The sequence below is a fragment of the Nocardioides sp. Bht2 genome (assembly GCF_047308515.1).
Taxonomy (GTDB): domain Bacteria; phylum Actinomycetota; class Actinomycetes; order Propionibacteriales; family Nocardioidaceae; genus Nocardioides.
Genome location: NZ_JBLBWI010000005.1, coordinates 19,700 through 43,091, shown reverse-complemented (window position 1 = coordinate 43,091; position 23,392 = coordinate 19,700). Strand labels below are relative to the sequence as shown.

The 23,392-nt window shown below is 68.0% G+C and carries 22 protein-coding genes and 1 tRNA gene; 14 read left to right on the top strand and 9 right to left on the bottom strand.

Features of this window, described 5'->3' with window-relative positions:
* The first annotated feature begins 1 nt into the window (after window position 1).
* Window positions 2-889 (top strand): bifunctional hydroxymethylpyrimidine kinase/phosphomethylpyrimidine kinase, encoded by an 888-nt coding sequence (locus tag ACLM5J_RS09045; RefSeq protein WP_413656030.1) that lies wholly within the window; start codon window positions 2-4, stop codon window positions 887-889.
* Between the two features lie 34 nt (window positions 890-923).
* On the top strand, window positions 924-2,081 hold the full coding sequence (locus ACLM5J_RS09040; RefSeq protein ID WP_413656029.1) for an MFS transporter: 1,158 nt from the start codon (window positions 924-926) through the stop codon (window positions 2,079-2,081).
* 4 nt (window positions 2,082-2,085) lie between these two features.
* On the opposite strand, the gene ACLM5J_RS09035 is transcribed toward ACLM5J_RS09040, so the two are convergent.
* Window positions 2,086-2,964 carry an AraC family transcriptional regulator gene (locus ACLM5J_RS09035; RefSeq protein ID WP_413656027.1) on the bottom strand — a complete coding sequence of 293 codons (879 nt, stop codon included), beginning with the start codon at window positions 2,962-2,964 and terminating at the stop codon, window positions 2,086-2,088.
* A 98-nt stretch (window positions 2,965-3,062) separates the two neighbouring features.
* Between ACLM5J_RS09035 and ACLM5J_RS09030 the strand changes: the two genes are divergently transcribed.
* The 3 genes from ACLM5J_RS09030 to ahpF all read left to right on the top strand — a co-directional run bounded on the left by ACLM5J_RS09030 (window position 3,063) and on the right by ahpF (window position 5,862).
* Window positions 3,063-3,608 carry a carboxymuconolactone decarboxylase family protein gene (locus tag ACLM5J_RS09030; RefSeq protein WP_413656026.1) on the top strand — a complete coding sequence of 182 codons (546 nt, stop codon included), beginning with the start codon at window positions 3,063-3,065 and terminating at the stop codon, window positions 3,606-3,608.
* A gap of 113 nt (window positions 3,609-3,721) precedes the next feature.
* Window positions 3,722-4,285 carry an alkyl hydroperoxide reductase subunit C gene (gene ahpC, locus ACLM5J_RS09025; protein ID WP_413656025.1) on the top strand — a complete coding sequence of 188 codons (564 nt, stop codon included), beginning with the start codon at window positions 3,722-3,724 and terminating at the stop codon, window positions 4,283-4,285.
* Window positions 4,285-5,862 carry an alkyl hydroperoxide reductase subunit F gene (ahpF, locus tag ACLM5J_RS09020; protein ID WP_413656024.1) on the top strand — a complete coding sequence of 526 codons (1,578 nt, stop codon included), beginning with the start codon at window positions 4,285-4,287 and terminating at the stop codon, window positions 5,860-5,862. The genes ahpC and ahpF overlap by 1 nt, the downstream gene beginning before the upstream one ends.
* A gap of 32 nt (window positions 5,863-5,894) precedes the next feature.
* Here ahpF and ACLM5J_RS09015 read toward each other — a convergent pair whose 3' ends face one another.
* A complete protein-coding gene (locus ACLM5J_RS09015) occupies window positions 5,895-7,325 on the bottom strand; it encodes a PLP-dependent aminotransferase family protein (RefSeq protein ID WP_413656022.1) in 1,431 nt (476 codons plus the stop codon).
* A 103-nt stretch (window positions 7,326-7,428) separates the two neighbouring features.
* Between ACLM5J_RS09015 and ACLM5J_RS09010 the strand changes: the two genes are divergently transcribed.
* From ACLM5J_RS09010 to ACLM5J_RS08980, 7 genes are all read left to right on the top strand, one after another.
* On the top strand, window positions 7,429-8,178 hold the full coding sequence (locus ACLM5J_RS09010) for a type 1 glutamine amidotransferase (protein WP_413656020.1): 750 nt from the start codon (window positions 7,429-7,431) through the stop codon (window positions 8,176-8,178).
* Window positions 8,175-8,801, top strand: coding sequence for an AmiS/UreI family transporter (locus ACLM5J_RS09005; RefSeq protein ID WP_413656019.1), 627 nt, complete (start codon window positions 8,175-8,177; stop codon window positions 8,799-8,801). Before ACLM5J_RS09010 ends, ACLM5J_RS09005 begins: the two co-directional genes overlap by 4 nt.
* A complete protein-coding gene (locus tag ACLM5J_RS09000) occupies window positions 8,798-10,261 on the top strand; it encodes an amidase (RefSeq protein ID WP_413656017.1) in 1,464 nt (487 codons plus the stop codon). The genes ACLM5J_RS09005 and ACLM5J_RS09000 overlap by 4 nt, the downstream gene beginning before the upstream one ends.
* Window positions 10,261-11,793 carry a glutamine synthetase family protein gene (locus tag ACLM5J_RS08995; RefSeq protein ID WP_413656015.1) on the top strand — a complete coding sequence of 511 codons (1,533 nt, stop codon included), beginning with the start codon at window positions 10,261-10,263 and terminating at the stop codon, window positions 11,791-11,793. The genes ACLM5J_RS09000 and ACLM5J_RS08995 overlap by 1 nt, the downstream gene beginning before the upstream one ends.
* A 124-nt stretch (window positions 11,794-11,917) precedes the next feature.
* The gene (gene acs / locus ACLM5J_RS08990; protein ID WP_413656013.1) at window positions 11,918-13,867 is read left to right on the top strand and encodes an acetate--CoA ligase; all 1,950 of its coding nucleotides are present in this window, start codon (window positions 11,918-11,920) and stop codon (window positions 13,865-13,867) included.
* A gap of 53 nt (window positions 13,868-13,920) precedes the next feature.
* Window positions 13,921-14,655 (top strand): type 1 glutamine amidotransferase, encoded by a 735-nt coding sequence (locus ACLM5J_RS08985; RefSeq protein WP_413656011.1) that lies wholly within the window; start codon window positions 13,921-13,923, stop codon window positions 14,653-14,655.
* A gap of 132 nt (window positions 14,656-14,787) precedes the next feature.
* Window positions 14,788-15,297, top strand: coding sequence for a hypothetical protein (locus ACLM5J_RS08980; protein ID WP_413656010.1), 510 nt, complete (start codon window positions 14,788-14,790; stop codon window positions 15,295-15,297).
* 45 nt (window positions 15,298-15,342) lie between these two features.
* On the opposite strand, the gene ACLM5J_RS08975 is transcribed toward ACLM5J_RS08980, so the two are convergent.
* The 6 genes from ACLM5J_RS08975 to ACLM5J_RS08950 all read right to left on the bottom strand — a co-directional run bounded on the left by ACLM5J_RS08975 (window position 15,343) and on the right by ACLM5J_RS08950 (window position 20,952).
* Window positions 15,343-15,416: transfer RNA gene (locus ACLM5J_RS08975), tRNA-Met, on the bottom strand.
* Between the two features lie 120 nt (window positions 15,417-15,536).
* Window positions 15,537-18,509: a UPF0182 family protein gene (locus tag ACLM5J_RS08970; protein ID WP_413656008.1), complete on the bottom strand. Its 2,973-nt coding sequence runs from the start codon at window positions 18,507-18,509 to the stop codon at window positions 15,537-15,539.
* On the bottom strand, window positions 18,506-19,087 hold the full coding sequence (locus tag ACLM5J_RS08965) for a PPA1309 family protein (protein ID WP_413656006.1): 582 nt from the start codon (window positions 19,085-19,087) through the stop codon (window positions 18,506-18,508). Before ACLM5J_RS08965 ends, ACLM5J_RS08970 begins: the two co-directional genes overlap by 4 nt.
* Window positions 19,084-20,148, bottom strand: a complete 1,065-nt coding sequence (locus ACLM5J_RS08960; protein WP_413656005.1) for a PDZ domain-containing protein — start codon at window positions 20,146-20,148, stop codon at window positions 19,084-19,086. Before ACLM5J_RS08960 ends, ACLM5J_RS08965 begins: the two co-directional genes overlap by 4 nt.
* 61 nt (window positions 20,149-20,209) lie before the next feature.
* Complete coding sequence (locus tag ACLM5J_RS08955) at window positions 20,210-20,470, bottom strand: hypothetical protein (protein ID WP_413656004.1); 261 nt, start codon at window positions 20,468-20,470, stop codon at window positions 20,210-20,212.
* Between the two features lie 50 nt (window positions 20,471-20,520).
* Window positions 20,521-20,952 carry a molybdenum cofactor biosynthesis protein MoaE gene (locus ACLM5J_RS08950; protein ID WP_413656002.1) on the bottom strand — a complete coding sequence of 144 codons (432 nt, stop codon included), beginning with the start codon at window positions 20,950-20,952 and terminating at the stop codon, window positions 20,521-20,523.
* A gap of 43 nt (window positions 20,953-20,995) precedes the next feature.
* Here ACLM5J_RS08950 and ACLM5J_RS08945 point away from each other — a divergent pair, with 43 nt between their 5' ends.
* Together ACLM5J_RS08945 and ACLM5J_RS08940 are read left to right on the top strand one after the other, a co-directional pair.
* Window positions 20,996-22,291 (top strand): zinc-dependent metalloprotease, encoded by a 1,296-nt coding sequence (locus ACLM5J_RS08945; RefSeq protein WP_413656001.1) that lies wholly within the window; start codon window positions 20,996-20,998, stop codon window positions 22,289-22,291.
* Window positions 22,288-22,863, top strand: coding sequence for an NUDIX hydrolase (locus ACLM5J_RS08940; RefSeq protein WP_413656000.1), 576 nt, complete (start codon window positions 22,288-22,290; stop codon window positions 22,861-22,863). Before ACLM5J_RS08945 ends, ACLM5J_RS08940 begins: the two co-directional genes overlap by 4 nt.
* On the opposite strand, the gene ACLM5J_RS08935 is transcribed toward ACLM5J_RS08940, so the two are convergent.
* Window positions 22,860-23,384, bottom strand: coding sequence for a YgjP-like metallopeptidase domain-containing protein (locus tag ACLM5J_RS08935; RefSeq protein WP_413655998.1), 525 nt, complete (start codon window positions 23,382-23,384; stop codon window positions 22,860-22,862). The genes ACLM5J_RS08940 and ACLM5J_RS08935 overlap by 4 nt on opposite strands.
* Window positions 23,385-23,392: the final 8 nt, after the last annotated feature.

Below are 23,392 nucleotides of genomic sequence, written 5' to 3'. Positions count from 1 at the left end.
GGTGCCGCCCGGCCCACGCTCACCCGCGACGTCGGCGTCGGTCGGCCGCCGCGCCGTTCAACTCGACTCCGCAGCAGATCTCGAGCTACGCCCGACCCCGGCCCGTCTGTTGGCGATCGGCTCCCTGGTTGCGTTCGGTTCAGTGGGGCTGAGCGCAACCAACCGGGTCTTCGACGCGGCTGGAGTACCGACGGCGAAGGTGCCCACCGTGCTGTATCCGGTGATGCCGCACTACCCCTCGGCCCGGCCGCTCGACGTGCCATCGGAGTGGATCGCCACCGCCTTGGCCGACCTGACGGCGGCTGGCGCCCTCTCCGAACTCGGCCTGGTCACCTCGGGCTACCTCGCCTCGGCAGACCAGGCCGAAGCGATCGCTGCCTGGTGGCTTCGGTTTCGGTCGCGGCGCACCTCCACGTTCGTCCTGGATCCCACCCTTGGCGACACCGGCCTCGGCTTCTACACCGAACCCGGGGTGGCCGACGCGATCCGTGACCACCTGCTGCCGATCTCCCACGGGATCACCCCGAACCTGTTCGAGCTCGCCCAACTCTCGCAGCGCTCGCTCGACGAACTGGGATCGCTCGCTGCGATCGAGGCTGCGGCGCGCAGCCTGTTCCACCGCCACACCGAGTGGGTGGTGGTGACCGGCATCCGGGCACCGTCGCGCGCCGGGGAACAGGGTGCGGAGATCGGCGAGCTGATCGTGATCCGATCCGGCTTCACCTTCCGGCGTCACTCCGTGCGGCCAACCCGGGTCAAAGGGTTGGGAGACCTCTTCGCCGCGCGGCTCAACCTGGCACTACTGGACGGCGCGGACATCGCCGCCGCGGTCGAGATGGCGGCGCGGACGGTCCTCGCTCGCATTCCCGAAGGACCTCAGCGCACGTGAGCTGGTCGACGTTCGGCGCACGCCTCGTAGCGTGATGAGCGAACAGCGGGTCAATCGGCGCGGCGTGGCACTGCTCTCCAGCGCCCACCTGGTCAACGACTTCTATCAGGGCGTCGTCCCCGCGATGCTGCCGTTCCTCGCCGCCGCCTACGGCTATAGCAACGCCCGGGTCGCCGGCCTGATGTTCGCCGCGACCGCACTCTCAGCGATCACCCAGCCGCTGTTCGGCTGGTGGGCCGACCGCGGTGGCCGGGAGTGGCTGATCTGGGCGGGGATCAGCACCGCAGCCCTCGGCATCGCGCTCTGCGGCGTCGCCACCAGCTATCCACTGCTGTGGGCCGCGCTCGCGATCAGCGGACTGGGTATCGCGGCCTTCCACCCCTCCGGCGCGCGTACCGCCCGACGACTGGCGGGCAACAGCACCGGCGCGATGGGCCTCTTCGTCCTGAGCGGGAACATCGGGTTCGCACTCGGCTCGCTGGTGGCCGCCACGCTGATCCTCTGCCTCGGCTCCGTCGCACTCAAGCTGTTGCTCCTCCCGGCGGCCGTGATGGCGGTCGTCCTGCTCGCCCGTCTGCCGCGCTACACCGAAGCTCGATCAGCGCCACCCTCTGCGACGCGGAGTGGGGCCAACGACTGGCCGTCCTTCCTCCGGCTGTGCCTCAGCGTCGTGGTCCGCTCCATCCTCTTCCTCGCCCTCACCACTTTCGGCGCCCTGTACCTGGTGGAGCGGTTCACAGTGCCGACCTCGGTGGCCGCGACCACCAGCAGCGTGTTTCTGGCCGCGGGCGTGATCGGCACCCTGCTCGGCGCATTCCTGGCCGACCGGATCGGGCGGCTGACCAGTCAACGCGTCGGGTTCGCGGCCTCCGCGCTGGCGTGCGCCGGCATCGTCGCCGCGCCGACGCCGACGATCGCGGTCCTGGCGATCGCCGGCGCCGGCGTCGCGGTCTCGTTGCCTTTCGCCGTCATGGTCACTCTGGGCCAGGACTACCTGCCGCAGAACATCGGTGTCGCCAGCGGGATCACCGTCGGGCTGGCGGTCAGCATCGGCGGACTGTTCGGCCCCGCGATCGGCTGGATCGCGGACCAGACGAGTCTGCGTACCGCGCTGACGGCGCTGATCGCCCTTCCGCTGGTGGCGTTGCTGACCAGCAGACGCCTCGAGGACCCGCCGACGCCGGGGCGCTGATGACTCACCCCGCTGACGCCGACCAGGCACGCGGCGAGACTCCGATCCGTTGGGTGAAGACCCGCGTGAAGGACGACGGGCTCGCATAGCCGAGATCAGCGGCGACCAGGCTGACGGAGGCGCCGGCCCGAAGCTGCGCCTGGGCGATCGTGAGCCGCCATTCGGTGAGGTAGTCGGCCGGGGTGCGCCCGACGACCTCCTTGAACCTCGCCGCGAACGCACTGCGCGACAGGTTCGCCTCCCGCGCCATCGTGTCTAGCCGCCACGGCCGCCCAGGCTCGTGGTGCAGCGCGACGAGTGCCGGCGCCAGACGCTCGTCGGCGAGCGCCGGCAACAGACCAGGCGGCAGAGCCAGCTCGGCGGAGTGGTCGATCATCCACCGGAGCATCTGGATCAGCACCACCTCGAAGACGCGGTCCACCACGATCGGATGCCCACAGCGGTCGCTGTCGACCTCGGCGAACAGCAACTCCAACGCCACCTCCAGGGTCGGCACGTCGGCCAGCGCGATCACTACGACAGGTGGCAAGGTGCGGACGATCGGGTGGGTCGCGCCGCCCTCGAAGTCGAGCGTTGCGCAGGCGAAGTCGGAGTGGTCGGCAGGCGGGTTGAAGAAGGTGTGCCGGATCGGGCGCGGGAAGAAGAGCAAGGAGGGCCGGGTGACCTCGATCCGCTCGGCTGCGCCGACGTCGTGGATGACGGTCATCTCCAGCTCTCCCCGTCGCAGCACGTGCAGGAACCCGCGCCCGATCTCGGCCGGGAACTCGGTGACGCCACATAGCGGCCCGCTATGGAAAAGCCGGGTACGCACCCGGAACCTTTCCAGCAGAGGTGTCAGGCGATCAACCACTGCGCGCACCGTGCTTTCTGGATGAATTGGCATGAAATCCGGATCATACGAGATGCATCGTCCCCTCGGCGTCACAAGACTGAGAGCCAGAGCCACTCGGGCTCACGACGACCCACTGAAGGAGTCCCCCGATGCCGAACGTTCCCCTCGTCGCCCCCGAAACAGCCGATGACGACGCCGCCGTGCACCTCAAGCAGATCGACGCCGCTTTCGGAACCGTGCCTGCGATGTTCCGAGCCGTCGCCAACTCGCCCGCCGCGCTCGCCAGCATGTGGGCGGCCTTCGGCGCCTTCGCCGAGGGCACGCTCGGACCGGCGCTCGGCGAGCAGATCGCGGTCGCCGTCGCCAACCAGAACTCCTGTGACTATTGCCTGGCTGCGCACACCGCCCTCGGCCAGAAGGCGGGGCTCTCGCGCGAGGAGCTCGCCGACGCCCAGGATGGACGCTCCGCGGACCCGGGCACCCAAGCCCTGCTCACCTTCGCAGTGAAGCTGGTCCGGGATCGCGGCCAGGTCTCAACCGCCGACATCGACGCGCTACGGCAGCACGGCTGGAGCGATGGACAGATCGTCGAGACCATCGGACAGGTCGCCCTGAACCTCTTCACCAACTACGTCAACATCGCGCTCGACGTACCGGTCGACTTCCCCCGGGTGCCCCTGCGCCCCGCCGATTGATCCAGCCTTGCCGATTCAGCCAGTTCATTTGACATAGGTCTATGCTAGATTTGACCTATGCCAATTGAACTGGCTGTCTAGTGCCCCCGCCCACTGAGCAGAGAGCGATCCCCATGCCCCTGATCAACACCACGATCCCGAGCTTCCGCGCCCATGCCTACCGGCAGGGCGCCTTCTTCGAGGTCACCGACGCCGACCTGCGCGGCCAGTGGAGCGTCCTGGTCTTCTATCCGGGCGACTTCACCTTCGTCTGCCCGACCGAGCTCGAGGACCTCGCCGAGCGCTATGACGAGTTCCGCGAACTCGGCGTCGAGCTGTACGGCGTCTCCACCGACAGTCACTTCGCCCACAAGGCCTGGCACGAGACCTCCGACGCCGTCCGCAAGGTGCAGTACCCCCTGCTCGCCGACCCGACCCTCCGCCTATCAATGGCCTTCGACGTGCTGGTCGAGGAAGAGGGTCAGGCTCTGCGAGGCACCTTCGTGATCGATCCCCAGGGCGTGATCCGCACGATCGAAGTGAACGACAGCGGCATCGGCCGCGACGCCGGCGAACTGCTCCGCAAGGTCAAGGCAGCTCAGTACATCGCCGCGCACCCGGGCGAGGTCTGCCCGGCGAAGTGGGACACCGGCGCCGAGACGTTGACGCCGTCACTCGAGCTGGTCGGGAAGATCTGATGCTGCCCCCCGCACTGAGGCAGCAGCTGACCAGCCACCTGACCCACCTGCGTACCCCGGTGGACCTGGTCGCCACCCTGGACGACAGCCCGACCTCACGTCAGATGCAGGGCCTGCTCGCAGAGCTCGCATCGGCCAGCACCCAGATCGCCGTCAGCACCACACCGCCGACTGCGGGCCAGCGAGTGCCGTCATTCCGGATCTCCCGGTCAGGCGAGCAGAGCGGTCCGCGCTTCGCCGGAGTTCCGATGGGCCATGAGTTCACGTCGCTCGTCCTGGCCCTGCTCCACGTCAGCGGCCACCCGCCCAAGTTCGACGACGACCTGCTCGACCAGATCCAGCAACTTTCCGGTCCCCTGCACTTCGAGACGTATTTCTCGCTGACCTGTCAGAACTGTCCAGACGTCGTCCAGGCGCTCAACACCATGGCAGCCCTCAATCCCTCGATCACGCACACCGCGATCGAGGGCGGGGCGTTCGCTACCGAAGTCGCCGACCGCGGCATCCTCAGCGTGCCGGCGGTCTTCCTCAACGGGGAACTCTTCGCTCAGGGACGGATGGGACTGACCGAGATCGTGGAACGTCTCGGCAGCACCACAGACACCGCCGCCCACCTCGATGCGAAGCCGACCTACGACATGCTCGTGGTCGGCGGCGGGCCGGCCGGCGTGACGGCGGCTCTCTACGCCGCGCGCAAGGGTCTTCGCACGGCCCTGGTAGCCGAGCGGCTGGGTGGCCAGGTCCTCGACACCGCAGGCATCGAGAACTTCCCCTCGGTCGCCCGTACCGAGGGACCCCGCCTCGGCTCCGATCTGGAGAGTCAGGTCCGGGCGCACGAGGTCGACGTCATAGAACGTCAGCTGGCCGCGGGTCTCCACTCCCACGACGATCCGGACGCTCCATTGAGCGTGGAACTGGCCAGTGGCGCCGAGCTCTTCTCCCGCACGATCGTGATCGCCACCGGCGCCCAGTGGCGGCTACTCGACGTTCCCGGCGAAGCCGAGTACCGCAATCGTGGGGTGACCTTCTGCCCCCACTGCGACGGCCCGCTCTTCAAGGACAAGGCGGTCGCCGTGGTCGGCGGCGGCAACTCGGGCGTCGAGGCGGCCATCGATCTGGCCGGGCTAGCCAGTCAGGTGACCTTGTTGGAGTTCGGCGCGGCGCTCCGCGCCGACAGCGTGCTGCAGCAGGCGCTGGCCCGTCAGCACAACGTCCGTGTGATCACTTCGGCCCAGACGCAGGCGATCGTCGGCGACGGCCAGAAGGTCACCGGCATGCGCTACCAGTCGCGCACCGACGAAAGCCTCCACGACCTCGACCTGTCCGGAGTCTTCGTGCAGATCGGCCTACACCCGGCGACCGACTGGCTCGACGGGTCGCTTACCCGCAACCGGGCCGGCGAGATCGTCGTGGACCACCACGGAAGGACCGACCTGCCGGGCGTCTTCGCGGCTGGCGACTGTACGACGGCGCCGTACAAGCAGATCGTGACCTCGGCCGGCGACGGCGCGAAAGCAGCACTCGCCGCCTTCGACCACCTGATCCGGACCGCGCTCCCCCGTCAAGCAACGGCGTAGCGACCAGGACTGGGGATCTGAGGATCGGCTGCTCAGCCGGGTTCCGGCCCGGAGTCCACGTAGCCCGCCCAGGTGACGGCGAGCCGGCTCAGCCCCTCGTGCAGCGCCTTGGTGGGCTGCACGAAGCCGATCCTCAGGTGGTCCCGATGCGAGTTGTTGCTGGTGAAGGTCTCTCCGGTCGCCACCGCCACTCCGTTGCCGACGGCCTGCGCGGCGAACCGGGAGGCGTCGCTGCCCGGCGGCAGCTCCACCCAGAGCGAACGGCCGCCGGCAGGCCGGTACCAACCCCACTCGGGCATCCGCTCGGTCAGCAGATCGGTAGTCACGGCGAGCTTGCGACGTGCCTCGTCGACGCGCCGTACCGCGATCCCTTCCGACCGCTTGAGCAGCTCCAGGGCCACCAACTGGGAGATCACCGAGGTGCCCAGGTCATAGGCACTCTTCATCCTGACCAGGTTGCGCGTCAACGATTTCGGGGTCCGCAGCCATCCCACCCGGAGTCCGTCCCACAACAGCTTGCTGGTCCCACCGACCGTGATCACCTGGCGCTCATCGACATAGGCCGCCAAGGGCGGCGTCGTCTCGGGTTCGAAGAGCTGGTCGGCCAGGATGTCGTCGTCGATCACGAAACCGCCGCTGTCGTGGACCAGGTCGGCGAACAGCTCCCGGTCCGTACCCGGCATCGAATGGCCGGTCACCGTATGGCAGGTGGCCATCGCGTAGAACAACGGCAGTGGTTGGTCCGCCACGATCTCGGCAGCGGCGGCGATCCGATCGGCGTCGGTCAACGCGGGAACACTGATCAGTCGGCTTCGTCGCATCCGGGCGAGGTCGAGCAGGCCCAGATAGGTGGGCGCTTCGACGACGAGCGGAGAGGCGCGGCGCCGCAGCAGTTGCGTGCTCATCGCCAACGCCTGCTGGGCACCCGCGGTGATCAGGATCTGCGCCGGGTCGGTCGGCAACCCTCGCCGCGAGTACCAGGCGGCAACCCACTCACGCAGTTCCGGCTCACCTTCGGTGTGCTGGGTGGAGAGCATCGCCCGCGAGATGACCTCCTCCACGATCCCGTGGATCGCATCGGGCATCTCGCCCAGCACCGCCGGGGTGCTGAGCGAGAGATTGATCAGCCCCTGACCGTGGGTCGGCTCGCGGTCGCTGGGCCCGTCCATCAGATCGACCATCCGGGGCAGCGACGTCGCGGCCGGCGCGGTCACGTAGCTACCGCTGCCTACTCGGCGATCCAGCGCCGACATCGCCTCCAGGTTGGAGTACGCGCGTACCACCGTGGTCCGCGAGATCTTCAACTCGGCAGCCAGCTGTCGCTCTGCGGGCAGGCGCTGCCCGACGCCGATCCGACCATCGCGGATCAGCCCGAGGATCGTCTCGGTCACGATCCGATGCCGCTCGCCGTCACCCTGCAACTTGGTTCGTAGCTCAGCGGTCAGTACTGCGCTCATATCCATCTGGCGGTATCCATTGCCTCACATTGGCCTCTTGCGTGACCCCCGTCACGTGACAACGATACCCCTATCTCGGGGCCAATTGTGAAGAGATGGAGGATCCAAATTGGACTTCTCGAAACCAGTGGTGGTGCTTCACCACGACCCTGCGGTCTCGCCCGGCAGCTACGGCGCCGCGCTTGCCGACAGCGGCTTGGACGTCGCCCAGATCGACGTCTGGGCCGGCGGGTCGCTGCCCGCACCAGACGAGTGCCGAGCCGTAGTCACCCTCGGCGGCCGGATGGGCGCCTATGAGGACGACCGACTGCCCTGGCTCGCCGCCGAGCGACACCTGCTCGCCCGAGCGACCGAACAGGGCGTCCCGGTCTGGGGTGTCTGCCTCGGCGCGCAACTACTGGCGACCGCACTCGGCGGCTCCGCCTACCGAGGCGACCACCCCGAGTTGGGCACGCACCTGGTGACCCGAGCACCGGACGCCGCCCTCGACCCGGTCGGGGCGCAGCTCCCGGAGAGCTCCTGGCTCTTCCAGTGGCACCGGGACACCTTCGACCTGCCCGAAGGCGCACGCCGACTGGCCGGATCTGCCCGGTTCGAGAACCAAGCGTTTGCGTACGGCGCCTCCTACGGCGTCCAGTTCCACGCCGAGGTCGGCGCGGAGACGATCCGCGCCTGGTCCGAGCATCCCTCGTTCTCGAGCGAGCTCGAGCGGGAGTTCGGCCCCGGGTACGCCGACCGCGTCGTCGAGCTCGCCGCTCCGCACATCGCGCAGGGCAACGCCTTGGCACAGCGCCTCTTCACCACCTGGCTCAACAACTACGTCCACCCTCAACACACCCATCAAGGAGTCTCCGTATGAGCAGCCTCGCGCTCTTCTTCGTCGGGTCCGTTCTTCTCTGCAACGGACTGGCACTACTCGGCCTGATCGGGCCCAAGGACACGGCCCCGATCAACCTCTTCATCGGTCTGACCCTCGTCGCCACGGTGGCGGTGACCGCGCTGCCGGTCGCCGGGTCGAGCGAGGCGGAGCTCTCCGTCGTCCTAGGCAGCTCCGGGTTCCTCCTCTTCGGATTCACCTACCTCGGTGTCGCCTTCAACAACTTCAAGGATCTTCCCGGCCAAGGGTTGGGCTGGTATTGCGGATGGGCGGCGATCGTTGCGCTCTTCCTCGCCTGGGTGAACTTCGACCGCTTCGACGATGCCAAGTTCGGGGTCATCTGGCTGGCCTGGGTCGTCCTCTTCGCCGCGTTCTTCCTCGTCCTCGCACTCGGCAAGGAGTCGCTCACTGTCGCGACCGGTTGGCTCACTGTCCTGGAAGCCTTCACCACAACCACGATCCCCGGCGCGCTGATGCTCACCGGACGGTGGGACGACGTCCCCACCTCCGCGGTCGTGCTCACCCATCTCGCGGTGCTGGCCGTCTTCATCGGCGTCGCGGTGGCCCGCCGCCCGGCTCAGGTCCTGGAGACGGCGCCCGCATGAACGAGGTGATCCATGCCGAGCCACAGCTGGGGACGGAGCTCGCCTTCCGCTCGGTGGAGTCGTTGCTGGCCGGCTTCCGTGCCAAAGAGTTCTCCCCGTCCGAGGTGCTCGCCGAGGTGCTCGAGCGGGCTGAACGGTTCGCCTCTCTCAACCCGTTCATCACGCTCGACGCAACGGGCGCGCGGCGGGCGGCTCAGGCCGCCGACGACCTCTATGCCAAGGACCGATACGAGCGCCGACCGTCCCTGCTGGGGGTGCCGGTGACGGTGAAGGACCTGCTCTGGACACAGGGCCTACGGACCACCCGTGGCTCCCTATTGACCGCCGACTTCGTGCCCGATCAGGACACGCCGTCCGTGGCCCGGATCCGCCAGGCCGGGGCCGTGATCGTCGGCAAGACCAACACCAGCGAAGGAGGTTGGAAGGGCGACGCCGGGAATCGATTGATCGGTCCCAGCGCCAACCCCTGGGACACCCGTCGCACCTCCGGTGGGTCGAGTGGTGGCGCGGGAGTCACCACTGCGTTGGGGATGGGCGCCATCGCGCTCGGCACCGACGGCGGCGGCAGCGTGCGGATCCCCGCCGCCTTCTGCGGGGTGGTCGGCTACAAGCCGAGCCTGGGGCTGATCCCCTACTACCCGCCCTCCCCGGAGGGGTTGTCGCACATCGGCCCGTTGACCCGCTCGGTCGCGGACGCCGTTGCCGCCGTCCGCCACCTTGCCGGTTACCACCCACAGGACTCGACCAGCGTTCTCGGCACCGGCATCGCCCGACCACCGGCGGTGCGGCGTCCGTTGCGGATCCGGGTGGCCACCTCGCTCGGCTTCGCCACCGCGAGCGCGGAGGCTGTCGCGGCGACACAGGAGGCAGCCGAGGTGCTGAGCTCACTCGGTCATCACGTGACCGAGTCCGACCTGGATCTCCCCGACCAGCTCGACACGATGATGACGTTGTGGGCCGGACACGAGTCGGTCTCCCATGGCGAGCGTTTCGACGAGGTCGCCGATAGCCTCGACCCCGGGCTGGCCGCGCTGATCCGCTACGGACGCACCCTGTCGGCCCGGCAGTTGGCGATGGCGCACGAAGCGCGGGCCCTGCTCCGGCAACGGATGCAGGCCGAACTGGAGCAGGTCGACCTGCTCCTCACCCCGACCATGCTGGACACGGCCTTCGATCTGGGCCGCGACGCCCCGCCGTCCGAGGACGGGGCAGCAGTGATCGGGCTCGGGTGGACCCCGTTCACCTACCTGTTCAACCTGACGGGCCAACCCGCCATCTCGGTGCCCGCGAAACTCAGCCGGGCCGGGCTCCCGCTCGGTATCCAGCTCGTCGGACGCCTCTACCGCGACGGCGACGTCCTCGCCGCCGCGAGCGACTACGAAGCGAACCGTCGTTGGCAACCGGACTACCACCGGCTCGAGCCACAGACCGATCAACCAACCCAAGGAGATGAAGGCTGATGAAGGAAACAACCGCTCCCAACCTCGAAGATCTGGCCACCGGCCGAGTGGGGTTCATCGCGGACCACGGACTCTGGACCGAGGCGCAGCAGCGCAAGGCGGACCAGGTGCTGGCCGCGATCGACGAGCACGACCTTGAGATGGTGCGCGTGGTCTATGTGGACCCACACGGTCTGACCCGGAGTAAGTCCCTGACCCCCTCGGCTTTCCGCGCCACCATGCGTAACGGCATCGACACCAGCCCTGGCGGCGTCATCTTCGATACCGGCCTGGACCTGGTGTTCAACCCCTTCGAGGAGGGCGGCGGCCTCGGCAACGAAGGCATGACCGGAGCGGCCGACTTCCTGCTGGTTCCAGACCCCGACACCTTCCAGATCCTGCCCTGGTGCGAGGCGACCGGCTGGATCCTCGCCGACGAGTACCTCAAGTCGGCGAAGCCGCTCCCCTACTCGTCGCGGCTGCTGCTCAAGCAGGCGCTTGCCAAACTGGCCGATCGGGGCCTGCAGATGGTGGTCGGGCTCGAGGTCGAGTGGTACCTGACCCACCTCGTCGACCAGAAGTACCAGGTCGATTCGATCGGCGGCTTCGGACGCCCGGGCGACCCTCCGGTGGTCACCCCGCTCAACCTCGGCTACCAGTTCATGAGCGAGAATCTGTGTGACGAGGCCGAGGAGCACATCCGCGACCTGCGCCGGGCCATCACCGGCTTCGGGATGCCGCTGCGGACCACTGAGCACGAGTCCGGGCCGGGCCAGATGGAGTTCACCTTCGCGCCGCTCGACGCTCTCGCCGCAGCGGACGCGATGGTGCTCTTCCGGACTGCCGCCAAACAGATCAGCGCCCGTCAGGGCCTGCATGCCACTTTCATGTGCGCACCCAAGTTGGACGGGTTCGACGCAAGCGGCTGGCACCTGCACCAGTCCCTCTTCGATGTGGCTACGGCGACCAACGCCTTCATGTCGACCGACGAGGAGTCCCCGCTCTCCGAGTTGGCCCGGCACTACGCAGGTGGACTGCTGGCCCACGCCCCAGCCACCACCATCTTCGGGGCGCCGACCGTCAACGGGTACAAGCGTCTGAGCGAAAGGTTCTCGCTCTCTCCCGACCGAGCCACGTGGTCGGCGGACAACCGCGGCACCTACCTGCGGGTCCTCGCTGAGGCGGGCGACCCGGCGTCGCACTACGAGAACCGGGTCGGCGAGCCGGCCGCGAACCCGTACCTCTACATCGCCTCGCAACTGGTCGCGGGTCTGAACGGGATCGACGAATCGCTCGACCCTGGTCCGATGACCGTCGACCCGCACGACGACAGCCTGCCGCGGCTGCCCGGAAGCCTGTCGGACGCTGCCGACGAACTCGACCAGAGCGCCTTGTTCCGTAAGGAGTTCGGCGACGAGTTCGTCGACTACTTCCTTCGCCTCAAGCGGAACGAATGGCGTCGTTACACCGAATCGTTGGCAGCGGACGGGATCGACGAGGACCAGGACGTCGTCACCGATTGGGAGCAGCGCGAGTACTTCCGCATGTACTGACGCTCCGGCCGGTAGAAGCGGCCGGAACGACCTCGGGTGGCTCACGAACGGTAGAAGCATTCGTGAGCCACCCGCCCGGATCCTAACAACCCATGGTCCCCGCGACCGGAGACGAGGCTCACCTGTGAACCACCCCACCCCGTACACGCCACCGGCTGCCGCCAGCCCGATACGACCACCGCTCGACTTCGCCATCGAGGCGAATCTTCAGACCGAGGAGGTACTGCGCGCGGCAGACGATCGACTCGCCTACTGGGACCAGGAGGCAAGTCGGATCAGCTGGCAGCAACCCCATACCCGAGTCCTCGACTGGAGCGATGCGCCGCACGCCCGCTGGTTCGTCGACGGCACCCTCAACGTCGCCTACAACTGTGTGGACCGACATGTCGAGGCCGGCCGAGGCGACAAGGTCGCCTTCCACTTCGTCGGCGAGCCGGGCGATACCCGCACCCTCACCTACTCCCGGTTGAAGGACGAGGTCTGCCGGGCCGCCAATGCTCTGAACGCACTCGGCGTCGAGGCTGGTGATCGGGTCGCCATCTACCTGCCGATGATCCCCGAAGCCGTGATCGCCATGCTCGCCTGTGCCCGACTCGGCGCCCCTCACACGGTCGTCTTCGGCGGCTTCAGCGCAGACGCTCTGGCCAGCAGGATCGAGGACTGCGGCGCACGGGTGGTGATCACCGCCGACGGCGGCTATCGACGGGGAGTGGCCTCCGCGCTGAAGCCCGCCGTCGACGAGGCGGCGACCAAGGTCGAGATCGACCACGTCCTGGTCGTGCGCCGCACGGGTGAGCAGGTCGACTGGGTCGACGGGCGGGACCACTGGTGGACCGAGTTGGTCGGTACCCAGTCCCCGGTACATGCACCGCAAGCGTTCGACGCCGAACATCCTCTGTTCATCATGTACACCTCAGGCACCACGGGGCGTCCCAAAGGGATCCTGCACACCTCAGGTGGCTACCTCGTCCAGACCGCTGCCACTGCTTGGGGTGTGCTCGACCTACGCGACGACGACGTGCTCTGGTGTACGGCCGACGTCGGCTGGGTGACTGGCCACTCCTACATCGTCTACGGCCCGATGGCGAACGGGGCGACGCAGGTCCTCTACGAAGGCACTCCCGATACGCCCCATCGCGGTCGATGGTGGGAGATCGTCGAACGGTACGGCGTCACCCAGCTCTACACCGCGCCCACGGCGATCCGCACCTTCATGAAGTGGGGCGAGAAGGTCCCGGAGCAGTACGACCTTTCCAGCCTCCGTCTGCTCGGGTCTGTCGGTGAGTCGATCAATCCCGAGGCCCATCGCTGGTACCGCAGGCATATCGGGGGCGACCGCACTCCGGTCATCGACACCTGGTGGCAGACCGAGACCGGCGCGCAGATGCTCACTCCGATCCCCGGCATCACCGAGGCGAAACCCGGTGCGGCGCACGGCCCAGTGCCCGGGGTGAGCGTCGACGTCGTGGACGATGCCGGCGAGTCGGTCGGTCCCGGTGAGAGCGGCTACCTGGTGATCACCGAGCCTTGGCCGGCGATGCTCCGGACTATCTGGAACGACGACGCCAGGTTCCGTGAGACCTACTGGGAACGTTTCGGCGGACGGTACTTCGCCGGTGACGGTGCCGCGCGCGACCAGGACGGCGACATCTGGGTCCTCGGTCGGGTCGATGACGTCATGAACGTTTCGGGTCATCGCCTCTCGACGACCGAGATCGAGTCCGCGCTGGTGGCTCATCCGGCGGTCGCCGAGGCCGCCGTCGTAGGCGCCGACGATGAGACCACCGGCCAGGCCGTGGTCGCCTTCGTCATCCTGCGGGAGAGCGCTGCTGCCCCCGACGTCGAGGAGCTCCGGCAGCACGTGGCCTCGGAGATCGGGCCGATTGCCAAACCTCGCCAGGTCCTTGCCGTCCCCGAGCTGCCCAAGACCCGCTCGGGCAAGATCATGCGCCGTCTACTGCGCGACATCGCCGAGCAGCGCGAGGTCGGCGACGCCACGACATTGGCCGATGCCAGCGTGATCGAACACTTGGTCCGCGAACAGCGCGGAGCCACTGCCGCGGCGACGCGATGAGCGGGCCCGGTACCGACGACCACCGCCACCATCAGCATGGAGAGAAGGAGAAGATGATTCCCACCGAGCGCAGACCGATCCTGGTGCTGCAGCACATCCGTTGTGAGCCGCCGGCCACCTACGAGGAGATCCTGACGGCCTACGGGTACCAGGTGCACCGTGTCGAACTGGACGAAGGTGAAGCGCTTCCTGACCACACCGACTTCGCGGCCGTGATCGTGATGGGCGGCCCGATGGGTGCGCTGGACGATGCGATCCACCCGTGGCTGGCAGCAGAGCGTGCCTACATCGCGCGTGCCGTCGCGGCGGGAGTTCCCTACTGGGGCGTCTGTCTGGGCGCGCAGTTGCTCGCGGCCTCCCTCGGCGCCAAGGTCTATACCGGCGCGGTGCCCGAGGTGGGGACCTACGACGTCGAACTGACCGCGGCGGCGCCGGTGGACCCCGTCTTCGGTCGACTCCCGGACCGGTTCTCGGTCTTCCAATGGCACAGCGACACGTTTGAGTTACCCCTCGGCGCCCGTCGTCTCGCCGAGTCCGCCCTCTACACCAACCAAGTCTTCGCGGTCGGCTCCGCCTACGGCGTCCAGTTCCACGTCGAGGTCGATGCTGAGCTCGCTCAGGAGTGGGCGGTCGTGGACTCCTACCGGGACGCGTTGGAGGCTCTCTACGGAGAAGGCGCCACCGAACGCGTCCTCGATGAACTCGCGGAGACAGCAGAGGCGAACCGGAAGGTGGCAACCACCATCTTCGAGGCCTGGATGGACGCCTTCGTAGTGACGCGGACGTAGCCGTACCAGCAGCCGAACGAGACCGTTCAGGCTCGGAGTCGAACGATTCCGAGCCTGAACATGTCGCGATCCGCAGCCGATCGAACGAAAACCGGTCGATTCCCTCGGCGGTCCACAGCTACCTTGATCGACATGCAGGTGAGATTCGAACGGACCGGAGAGCGTCGCTACGCGGTTGCGGTGCTCCGCAGCATGCACGGCGACCTCCGGATGGATCCGGCGCCCGGCTACTCCGAGTTGATCCCCCACGACCTGGTCCATCTCGTGGTCGAGGAGCAGGGAGGTCTGCGGGACGGGATCTTCGGGCAGCTCGCAGCCGGCGGCAACGCCGGGACCTTCGTACCGACCGACGAGTTGCGCACCAAGGTGTGGGCCCGGCAGGTGGCGCGACGCAACAACTCCACCGGCACCGAAATGGCACGCTCCGAAGACCTGGCAGCCCAGGTCTACCCACGGTGGCTCCGGCACAGCGGCCACCTGCCCGACAGCCACTACGTCCGCCAGGAACCGCCGGCGACCGACCTCTCCGCGGCCGACCTCGCGCACGCCTTCACCCGCCTGGACGAACTCTCCGCACAGTGGCGGGCCGTCGACGTCGGTGGCGCGATGACGGTGGATTGGCCGTGGCCCGAACGGGGTTGAAATGCGATCAGGCCCGGAATCCGTAGATTCCGGGCCTGTGCCTTGTAGCGGGGGCAGGATTTGAACCTGCGACCTCTGGGTTATGAGCCCAGCGAGCTACCGAGCTGCTCCACCCCGCGTCGGTGAACAGAACTTTACCTGCTGCCTGCCAGGGACCCAAATCGATATCCCGACGCCCTTCGAGGAAGACAGCAGCGGGCCGCCCGGAAACGGACGACCCGCTGCGCGAAAGAGCGCGTTTACTCGCTCTTCTCGTCCTTCGTCGTGGACTTCGACTGCTCCTGCTGGGCCAGGGTCAACGCCTGGGCGACCAGCTTCTCGGCCTCTCCGGTCGCCGTCGCGTAGGCAGCCAGGTCCGGCTTCTCCTGCTGCAGGGCCTTGTCGGCCTCCTTGAACTTGGCGTCGGCCCGCTCCAGCAGGGTGCGGATCCGGTCGGCCGTCGGGCCGGTCAGGTCCGGGCCCGAGCCGTCGCCGCCGGTGGTGGGCGGCGTGCCGTCCGGCGTCGCCGTCTCGCCCTCGTCCAGATTGAGCACCTTCGCCACCGCGTCGGCCACCGTGGTGCCGATCGCCGCCTTGTCACCGAACGCCACGGTCACGTACTGCAGGACCGGGAAGTTGGCGGTGCTGGTGCCTTGACGGATCGTGTAGATCGGCTGCACGTAGAGCAGTCCCTGGCCCACCGGCAAGGTGAGCAGGTTGCCGTTCAGCACCCGCACATTGGAGTTGCGGGTGAACCGCGCCAGTTCGTCCTGGATCACCTGGTTGGTGTTGAACTGGTTGGCCATCTGTCCCGGGCCGGGCACCGGAGTGTTCCGGGGCAGCTCCAGGATCCGCATCGTGCCGTACGAATCCTTCGAGGCGTCACCGTCGACGGAGACGAACGAGGCCAGGGTGTCCCGCTTGTTCGGTACGAAGACCGAGGTCAGCGAGAAGACCTGGTCACCGTTGTCCGGGGTGTTGATCGAGAGCCGGTACGGCGGTTGCAGGCTGCCCGTGGCCGTCGGGTCCTCCGGCACCTTCCACCGCGATTCACCGGTGTAGAAGGTGCTTGCGTCGTCCACGTGGTACGCCGCCATCTGGTAGCGCTGCACCTTGAACAGGTCCTCCGGGTAACGCATGTGCGAGAGCAGGTCGGCGGGAATGTCCGCCTTGTCCTTCACCGTGCCGGGGAAGGCGTCGCGCCAGGCCGCCAGCAGCGGGTCTGCCTCGTCCCAGGCGTAGAGGGTGACCGTGCCGTCGTAGGCGTCCACGACCGCCTTGACGGCGTTCCGCATGTAGTTGATCTCGTCGGTCGGCAAGGTACGGAACTCGTTGCCGTTGTCCAGCGAGTCCGAGGTCATCGTCTCGAAGGACTCCCGCTGAGCCTGCGGGTACTGGTCGGTGGTGGTGTAGCCGTCCAGGATCCAGACGATCTTGCCGTCCACCACGGCCGGGAACGGGTCGGCGTCGACGGTCAGCCACGGGGCCACCTTCTCCACCATCTTCCGCGGCTCGCGGTCGTAGAGGATCTTGGAGTTCCCGTTCACCCGGCTCGACAGCAGGATGTTCGGCTCGCTGAACTTCCACGCGTACATCAACTGGCGGAAGGTGCTGCCCACCTCGACGCCGGCAGCGCCGTCGTAGGTGTTGAGCTTGTTGCCGCCCTCGTCGTTGCTCGGGATGTCGAGCTCGACGTCGCGGTCATCCTTGTTCGCCTTACCGACGATCGAGTACTCCGGGCTCTTCTCGCCGAAGTAGATCTGGCCGCGGTAACCGCCCTCGGTCAGGTCGGTCAGCGCGCCCTGCGGCGGCAACGCCTCCTCGGCCCACGACGGCTCACCCTCGACGACGGTCTTGTTGTCCGCCTTGCGCTGGTTGCCGTAGGCCGCGATCACGCCGTAACCGTGGGTGTAGACGGTGTGCAGGTTGTTCCAGTTCTTGCTGTCCTCGGGCAGACCGTCCTGGTTCAGCTCGCGGACGCCGATCACGACGTCGCGCTCCTGCCCGTCGATGGTGTACCGGTCGACGTCGAGCACATCGGCGACGCCGTAGTACCCCTGGACCTGCTGCTGCTGGTCGAAGGTGGCCTTGATCCGAGCCGGGTCGACGAGCCGGATGCCCGGCACGTTGGAGAGCTCCTCACGCTGCTCGGCCGCCGTCAGCGCGGTCTGCCCGGTATAGGGCTCTACCTTCGCGTCGGCGATGTCGAACGCGTCTCTGGTCGCATCGATGTTCTTCTGGAGGTACTTCTCCTCCTTCACCGCCTGCGACGGGTTCACCTGGAACTGCTGGACCACGGCGGGCCAGATCATCCCGAGCAGCACCGACGAGAGCACCAGCAGGCTCAGCCCGACGCTGGGCAGCAGCCATGTCCGCCGGACCACGTTGGCGAAGAAGAGCACCGCGCAGATGATCGCGATGAACATCAGGATGTTCTTCGCCGGCAGCACCGCGTGGTCGTCGGTGTAGCCCATACCGGTGTGCAGGTTGCCCGACTCGGTGAGCAGGTCGAACCGGTCCAGCCAGTAGTCGGCCGCCTTGGCCAACACGAAGAAGCCGAGCAGGACCGAGAGTTGGACGGCAGCAGCACCGGAGAACCGGTCCTGCTTGGACTGCAACCGGATGCCACCGAAGACGTAGTGGACCAGCGCCGCGGCGATCAACGAGATGATCAGCACCGCCATCGCGAAGTTCACCAGGAAGTGCAGCCACGGCAGGTCGAAGACGTAGAACCCGATGTCGCGGTCGAAGTACGGGTCCTTCTTGTCGAACGAAGCGCCGTTGCGCCACAGCAGATACTCGCGCCAGCGGCCCGACGCCGTGGTGCCGGCGAACGCGCCGAAGACGGCGGCGATGCCGATCAACAGCCACATCCGGACCGGGGTGATCGCCTGCCGGTAACGGTCCAGGCTGATCTGCTCCGGCGAAGCGGGGCGGAAGATCGGCCGGAAGCGGTAGGCCAGCGCCAGGTTGAGGCCGACGACCAGCGCCATCACCAGACCGAAGATCAGGAAGAGGCCGATCTTGGTGCGCAGCAGCGTCGAGAAGACCGCCTCGTAACCGACCGAGCCGAACCACAACCGCTCGGTCCACAGCGAGGCGAAACCGGTGAAGGCGATGAAGAGCACCACCACGATCGCCAGAGTGATCCACAACGCCCGCGACCGCGGGGGTGACGGCGTCGCCGCACCTCCCGAGCGCCTCGGCTCATCGTCGCCGAACAGGTCACTCATGAACCAGACTCCTCATCGTCGAACTCCAACGTGGCTTGCAACATCTCCAGCAGTTCCGGCACCAGGTCGACGCCGCCGACCACCGACTGCTCATCGTCGTGGGAGCGCAGCCGCAGCGCGCAGTAGGTGGCGCCGGCCCGGGTCACGCCGGCCACCATCCGGACCTCTTGACGCTCCGGGTGCGCGGCGGCATACGCCTGCGCTGCCTCGGGGTCGTCCGGCATCTCCGCGTCGGCACTGGTCGGCAGCACGAACCGCTCGACGATCGCCGCACACCCGGCGACGCTTGCGGGCCACATCAAGGTGCCGAGCGCCTCCTCGACCAACTGGCCGGGCGGGATCTCCTGCTCGACCGGGGTGAACGATCCCTCGGCGCTGGCTTCGTCGAGCCCCATGGCACGGGCCAGTTCCGGCTCCGCGGCGACCAACACCGCCGTCGAGACCAGGGCGAAAAGACGCCCCTGCTGGTCCCAGCCGGACTGCGCTGCGTGGGTCTCGATCTCCAACACCGCCGAAGCGAGCGCCGGGTCGAGCAGCTCCCCCGGCTCCAGGTCGTCGAGGTTGGGTTCGTCGGTCACTTGTTCGCTCCTGAACAGCTGGGCAGCTTCGCGTCACGGTTCGCGGCGAATGCCTCGATCGCGTTGTACGCATCTCGCCAGGTCGCCACCTTGGCCAGACGCATGTCTCCGTTGTCGGCGCCGATCGCCTCGTCGCAGTTGTCCGCCGGCACCAGGAAGAGCTCTGAGCCGGAGTCACGGGCGCCGGCGATCTTCTGCTGGATGCCGCCGATCGGCTCGACCGTGCCGTCGACGTCGAGGGCCCCGGTCCCGGCGATGTTCCGGCCGCCGGTCATCGAGCCTTCGGTCAACGTGTCGTAGATGGCGAGGGAGAAGATCAGCCCCGCGCTCGGCCCGCCGATCGCCGGGTTGATGTTCACCTGTACGTCGAAGGGGAAGACGAAGCCGGTACCGATGCTGATCCCCAGCACCACCCGCTCGCCGTCGCTGTCGGTGATCTTCTTCGGCGTCACCTCGACCTCGACCCGCTTGCCGTCCCGTTTGACGACGACGGGCAGCGGCTTGCCCGCGGTCGCCTTCTTCACTGCGGCCAGCAGGACGTCGGGGTCGGTCACCTTGGTCTCGCCGACCTGGATGAGTTCGTCGCCGACCTGAAGCTTCCCCTCGGACGGCGAGTCCTCGCTGAGCCCACTGACCTTCACCCCGATCGGGACCTTGTACCCGAGCTCCTTGAGCGCGACCGCGACAGCCACGTCCTGCGAGGTCACCATGTCCTGGTGCGCCTGCTCGCGGTTCTGCTTGTTCGTCTCGCCCCGCTGGTAGACCGAGTCGAACGGCTGGACCGCCTCGTCGTCGGAGAGCCAGGCCCGGATCGCCGAGAAGAGGCTGACGTTGTCCTCGGCCCCGTCTGAGGCGACGGTGGTCATCCGCAGCTCGCCGCCGTCGTAGTAGGTCCGGTGCCCCTCGACCTCGATGATCTCGCGGCCCTGGGCCTCGGCCAGCACGTCGACGGTCAGCCCCGGACGCGAGGTCACATAGGGGACCGGGATCAGGGCAGCGGCCAGCCACAGCCCCACCATCAGGGGGACCGCGATCACGGTCGCAAGGGAACGCCGACTCATGGGCGAAAGCCTCTCATTGTGAGGCAAGTCCCGAGTAGCGGGCTACCAGCCCATTCTCAGCCTACGCGCTGCGCCGCGGCTGCTCGTTCGGGCGCGAACGGGAGGGGCGCACCGCTACACCGGTGCTCCGTTCCGGGGGCCGGGTCCCCGCCGGGGTCGGCCGGGAGAGGCCCTGGTGCGGTGCCCGCAGCCCCTTGCCGAGCCGCTGGACCGCGATGTCGCGGTCGACCTGGCCGCGGTTGGCCCGGCCGAGCCAACCCACCCAGAGCATGGTCAGCACGGTCACCACGACCGCCGGCGCCAACCACCACAAGATCTCCACCTCTCCACTCTGCCATCCGCGGTGGAGGAACCGATGGCGGACACGCACGCCTAGGGCGTGCCGACCCACTCGCTCTCACCGTCGGCGAAGAGTTGGTGCTTCCAGATCGGGACCCGCTGTTTGAGCCGGTCGATCAGGGCCCGGGAGGCCACGAACGACTCGTCCCGGTGCGCGGAGCAGGTCGCCACCACGACGGCGACATCCCCGATCTCCAACCGCCCGACCCGATGGACCGCCGCCAACGCGGTGACCGAGAACTCCGCGGCGACCTCCGCGCAGACCTCCTCCAGTTGGGCCAGCGCGCTGGGGTGCGCGGAGTACTCCAGCGCCTCGACGCCGCGCGCCGAGTCGTGGTTGCGGACTCGTCCCACGAAGAGCACCAACCCACCCGAGCTCGGGTCGTCGAGCGAGTCGAGCACCTCGACGACGTCGAGCGGCTCCTCGCGCAACCCGACCAGGCGCACCACGGAGTGGGAATTCATGGTGCGAACCTATCCGTTTCTCTAGGGCGAGTAACTTGGTGCCATGGTTGATGAGTCAGGCAACGAACCGGAGAACCCTTTCAAGGGCACCCCCTTCGAGCAGTTCTTCAGCGGCGCGAACATGCCTGACATGTCCATGATCATGAGCCAGATGCAGGCGATGATGACGCCGCAGGACGGCCCGGTCAACTGGAAGATGGCCCAGGACATCGCGCGGCGTTCCGTCGCCGAGAACCCGGACCCGACGCCGTCCGGGACGGACGAGGCCGCCGTCGCCTCCGCGATGCGCCTTGCCGATCTCTGGCTCGACGACGCGACCGAGTTCCCCTCCGGAGTGACCACCGCTGCTGCCTGGAGCCGTGCCGCCTGGATCGAGGAGACGCTCCCGGTCTGGACCGAGCTCGTCAACCCGGTCGCCGGACAGGTGACCGGAGCGTTGACCCGCACCCTGCCCGACGAGATGCGCGCGATGGCCGGGCCGTTGGGCTCGATGGTCAACCAGATCGGCGGCGCTCTCTTCGGCAGCCAGGTGGGCCAGGCGATCGGCGCGTTGGCGAGCGGTGTGCTCTCCAGCACCGAGATCGGCCTTCCGCTGGCCCCGAAGGGCCGGGCCGCGCTGATCCCGACCAACATCCGCGCCTTCGCCGAGGGTCTCCAGGTCTCCTACGACGACCTGCTGCTCTACCTGGCACTCCGTGAGGCGGCGCACCTGCGCCTCTTCGCCCACGTGCCGTGGCTGCGCGACTACCTCTGGTCTGCGGTGATCGACTACGCGAGCGGCATGGAGTTCGACCTCGGCGGGCTGGAGGAACAGTTCGGCTCGATCAACCCGGCCGACCCCGCCGCGATGGAGCAGCTGATGGACGGCGGCCTCTTCGAGCTCAAGCGCTCCCCCGCCCAGGACGCCGCCCTGAAGCGTCTCGAGACCGTGCTCGCTCTGGTCGAGGGTTGGGTCGACGAGGTGGTCAGTCAGGCCGTCAGCGAACGGATGCCCAGCTCCGGCGCACTGCAGGAGACGATGCGCCGCCGCCGGGCCGCCGGCGGCCCGGCCGAGGAGACCTTCTCCGCGCTGGTCAACCTGGAGCTCCGCCCGCGTCGTCTGCGAGACGCGGCAACGCTCTGGGGCTCGCTGCGCTCGCGTCAGGGCATGGAGGCCCGCGACAGCGTCTGGCTGCACCCCGACCTGCTGCCGTCAGCGGCAGATCTCGACGACCCACTCGGTTTCCGGGAGGACGGCGTCTCTCCCGTCGAGCTCTCCGAGGACGACTTCGACGCCGCCCTGCGCGACCTGCTCGACGGCGGCGGCGAGGGCGGCTCCACCGACGGCGACAGCAAGTGAGCCTGCGCGCCGACGCGATCAGCACCCTCGACGGCTGGCAGAGCGAGGACCCGCGTCAGATCGCCCTGCGCGACGAGTTGTTGACCCATCTCGCCGAGCACGAGGACGGGACGTGGCGCTCCTGCTTCCCCGACCACATCACTGCCGGCACCCTCGTCCTCTCCGAGGACGCCCAGCACGTGCTGCTCAATCTGCACGGTAAGGCCCAGCTCTGGTTCGCCTTCGGCGGCCACTGCGAGGAGGGCGACACGACGTTGGCGGGCGTCGCGGCACGTGAGGCCCGTGAGGAGTCAGGGTTGGCGTCATTCGGCTTCGACCCGGTACCGGTCCACCTCGACGTCCACGAGGTGGACTTCTGTGACCCGCGCGGCGCCGTCCGCCACCTCGACGTCCGGTTCGTCGCAACCGTGCCGCGGTCAACCGCTCACGCCGCCAGCGAGGAGTCGCTCGACGTCCGGTGGTGGCCGATCGACGCCCTTCCGGAGACGCTCGGCGAGGAGATGCACGAACTGATCGGGGTCGCCCGCGCCCGGGTCATCGGTGCCGACCCGGCACTCTCCGCGCAGGGCTAGTCGACGTGGTCGTCGGCCGGCTCCTGGTCGGCCGCCACGGACCACCCCTGCAGGAAGCCCTTGGCCCGCTCTGCCTTGGGGTAGAGGTTGACCCACGCCCAGAAGTTGTCGTCGTGGTTGGGCTCCAGGAGATGAGTCATCTCGTGCAGGAGCACATAGTCGAGCACCCAGAGCGGCATGCCCTTGAGTCGCGACGAGATCCGGATCGACCGGTCGGCCGGGGTGCAGGATCCCCAGCGTGCGTTCTGGTTGTCGACCCACCGCACGCTGGAAGCCTCGGCGAGCCCGCCCAGGTACCGGTCGGAGAGCTCGGCGGCGCGGACCTCGAGTTCGTCGTCACCGGGTCGCTGACGTGCCTCTTGGCGGAGCACCCGGGCCAGCATCGTCTCGACCCATTCGGACTCGGCCTTCTTCGACATCGTGGCAGGGATCAGCACCACGACCTTGTCGCCGTCGCGATAGGCCGACACAGTTCGACGTCGCCGCGGTGAACGGCGCACCTCAATGTCGGGACGATCCACAGTTGAAC

What these genes read in the sequence shown, in the direction of transcription:
- ACLM5J_RS08960 (WP_413656005.1), bottom strand. Translation starts at nt 20,148, where the DNA reads ATGAGTCGGCGTTCCCTTGCGACCGTGATCGCGGTCCCCCTGATGGTG.
- ACLM5J_RS08970 (WP_413656008.1), bottom strand. Translation starts at nt 18,509, where the DNA reads ATGAGTGACCTGTTCGGCGACGATGAGCCGAGGCGCTCGGGAGGTGCG.
- ACLM5J_RS09035 (WP_413656027.1), bottom strand. Translation starts at nt 2,964, where the DNA reads ATGCCAATTCATCCAGAAAGCACGGTGCGCGCAGTGGTTGATCGCCTG.
- ACLM5J_RS08980 (WP_413656010.1), top strand. Translation starts at nt 14,788, where the DNA reads ATGCAGGTGAGATTCGAACGGACCGGAGAGCGTCGCTACGCGGTTGCG.
- ACLM5J_RS08945 (WP_413656001.1), top strand. Translation starts at nt 20,996, where the DNA reads ATGGTTGATGAGTCAGGCAACGAACCGGAGAACCCTTTCAAGGGCACC.
- ACLM5J_RS09040 (WP_413656029.1), top strand. Translation starts at nt 924, where the DNA reads ATGAGCGAACAGCGGGTCAATCGGCGCGGCGTGGCACTGCTCTCCAGC.
- ACLM5J_RS08950 (WP_413656002.1), bottom strand. Translation starts at nt 20,952, where the DNA reads ATGAATTCCCACTCCGTGGTGCGCCTGGTCGGGTTGCGCGAGGAGCCG.
- ACLM5J_RS09005 (WP_413656019.1), top strand. Translation starts at nt 8,175, where the DNA reads ATGAGCAGCCTCGCGCTCTTCTTCGTCGGGTCCGTTCTTCTCTGCAAC.
- ahpC (WP_413656025.1), top strand. Translation starts at nt 3,722, where the DNA reads ATGCCCCTGATCAACACCACGATCCCGAGCTTCCGCGCCCATGCCTAC.
- ACLM5J_RS08985 (WP_413656011.1), top strand. Translation starts at nt 13,921, where the DNA reads ATGATTCCCACCGAGCGCAGACCGATCCTGGTGCTGCAGCACATCCGT.
- ACLM5J_RS09015 (WP_413656022.1), bottom strand. Translation starts at nt 7,325, where the DNA reads ATGGATATGAGCGCAGTACTGACCGCTGAGCTACGAACCAAGTTGCAG.
- ACLM5J_RS09000 (WP_413656017.1), top strand. Translation starts at nt 8,798, where the DNA reads ATGAACGAGGTGATCCATGCCGAGCCACAGCTGGGGACGGAGCTCGCC.
- ahpF (WP_413656024.1), top strand. Translation starts at nt 4,285, where the DNA reads ATGCTGCCCCCCGCACTGAGGCAGCAGCTGACCAGCCACCTGACCCAC.
- ACLM5J_RS08995 (WP_413656015.1), top strand. Translation starts at nt 10,261, where the DNA reads ATGAAGGAAACAACCGCTCCCAACCTCGAAGATCTGGCCACCGGCCGA.
- ACLM5J_RS09030 (WP_413656026.1), top strand. Translation starts at nt 3,063, where the DNA reads ATGCCGAACGTTCCCCTCGTCGCCCCCGAAACAGCCGATGACGACGCC.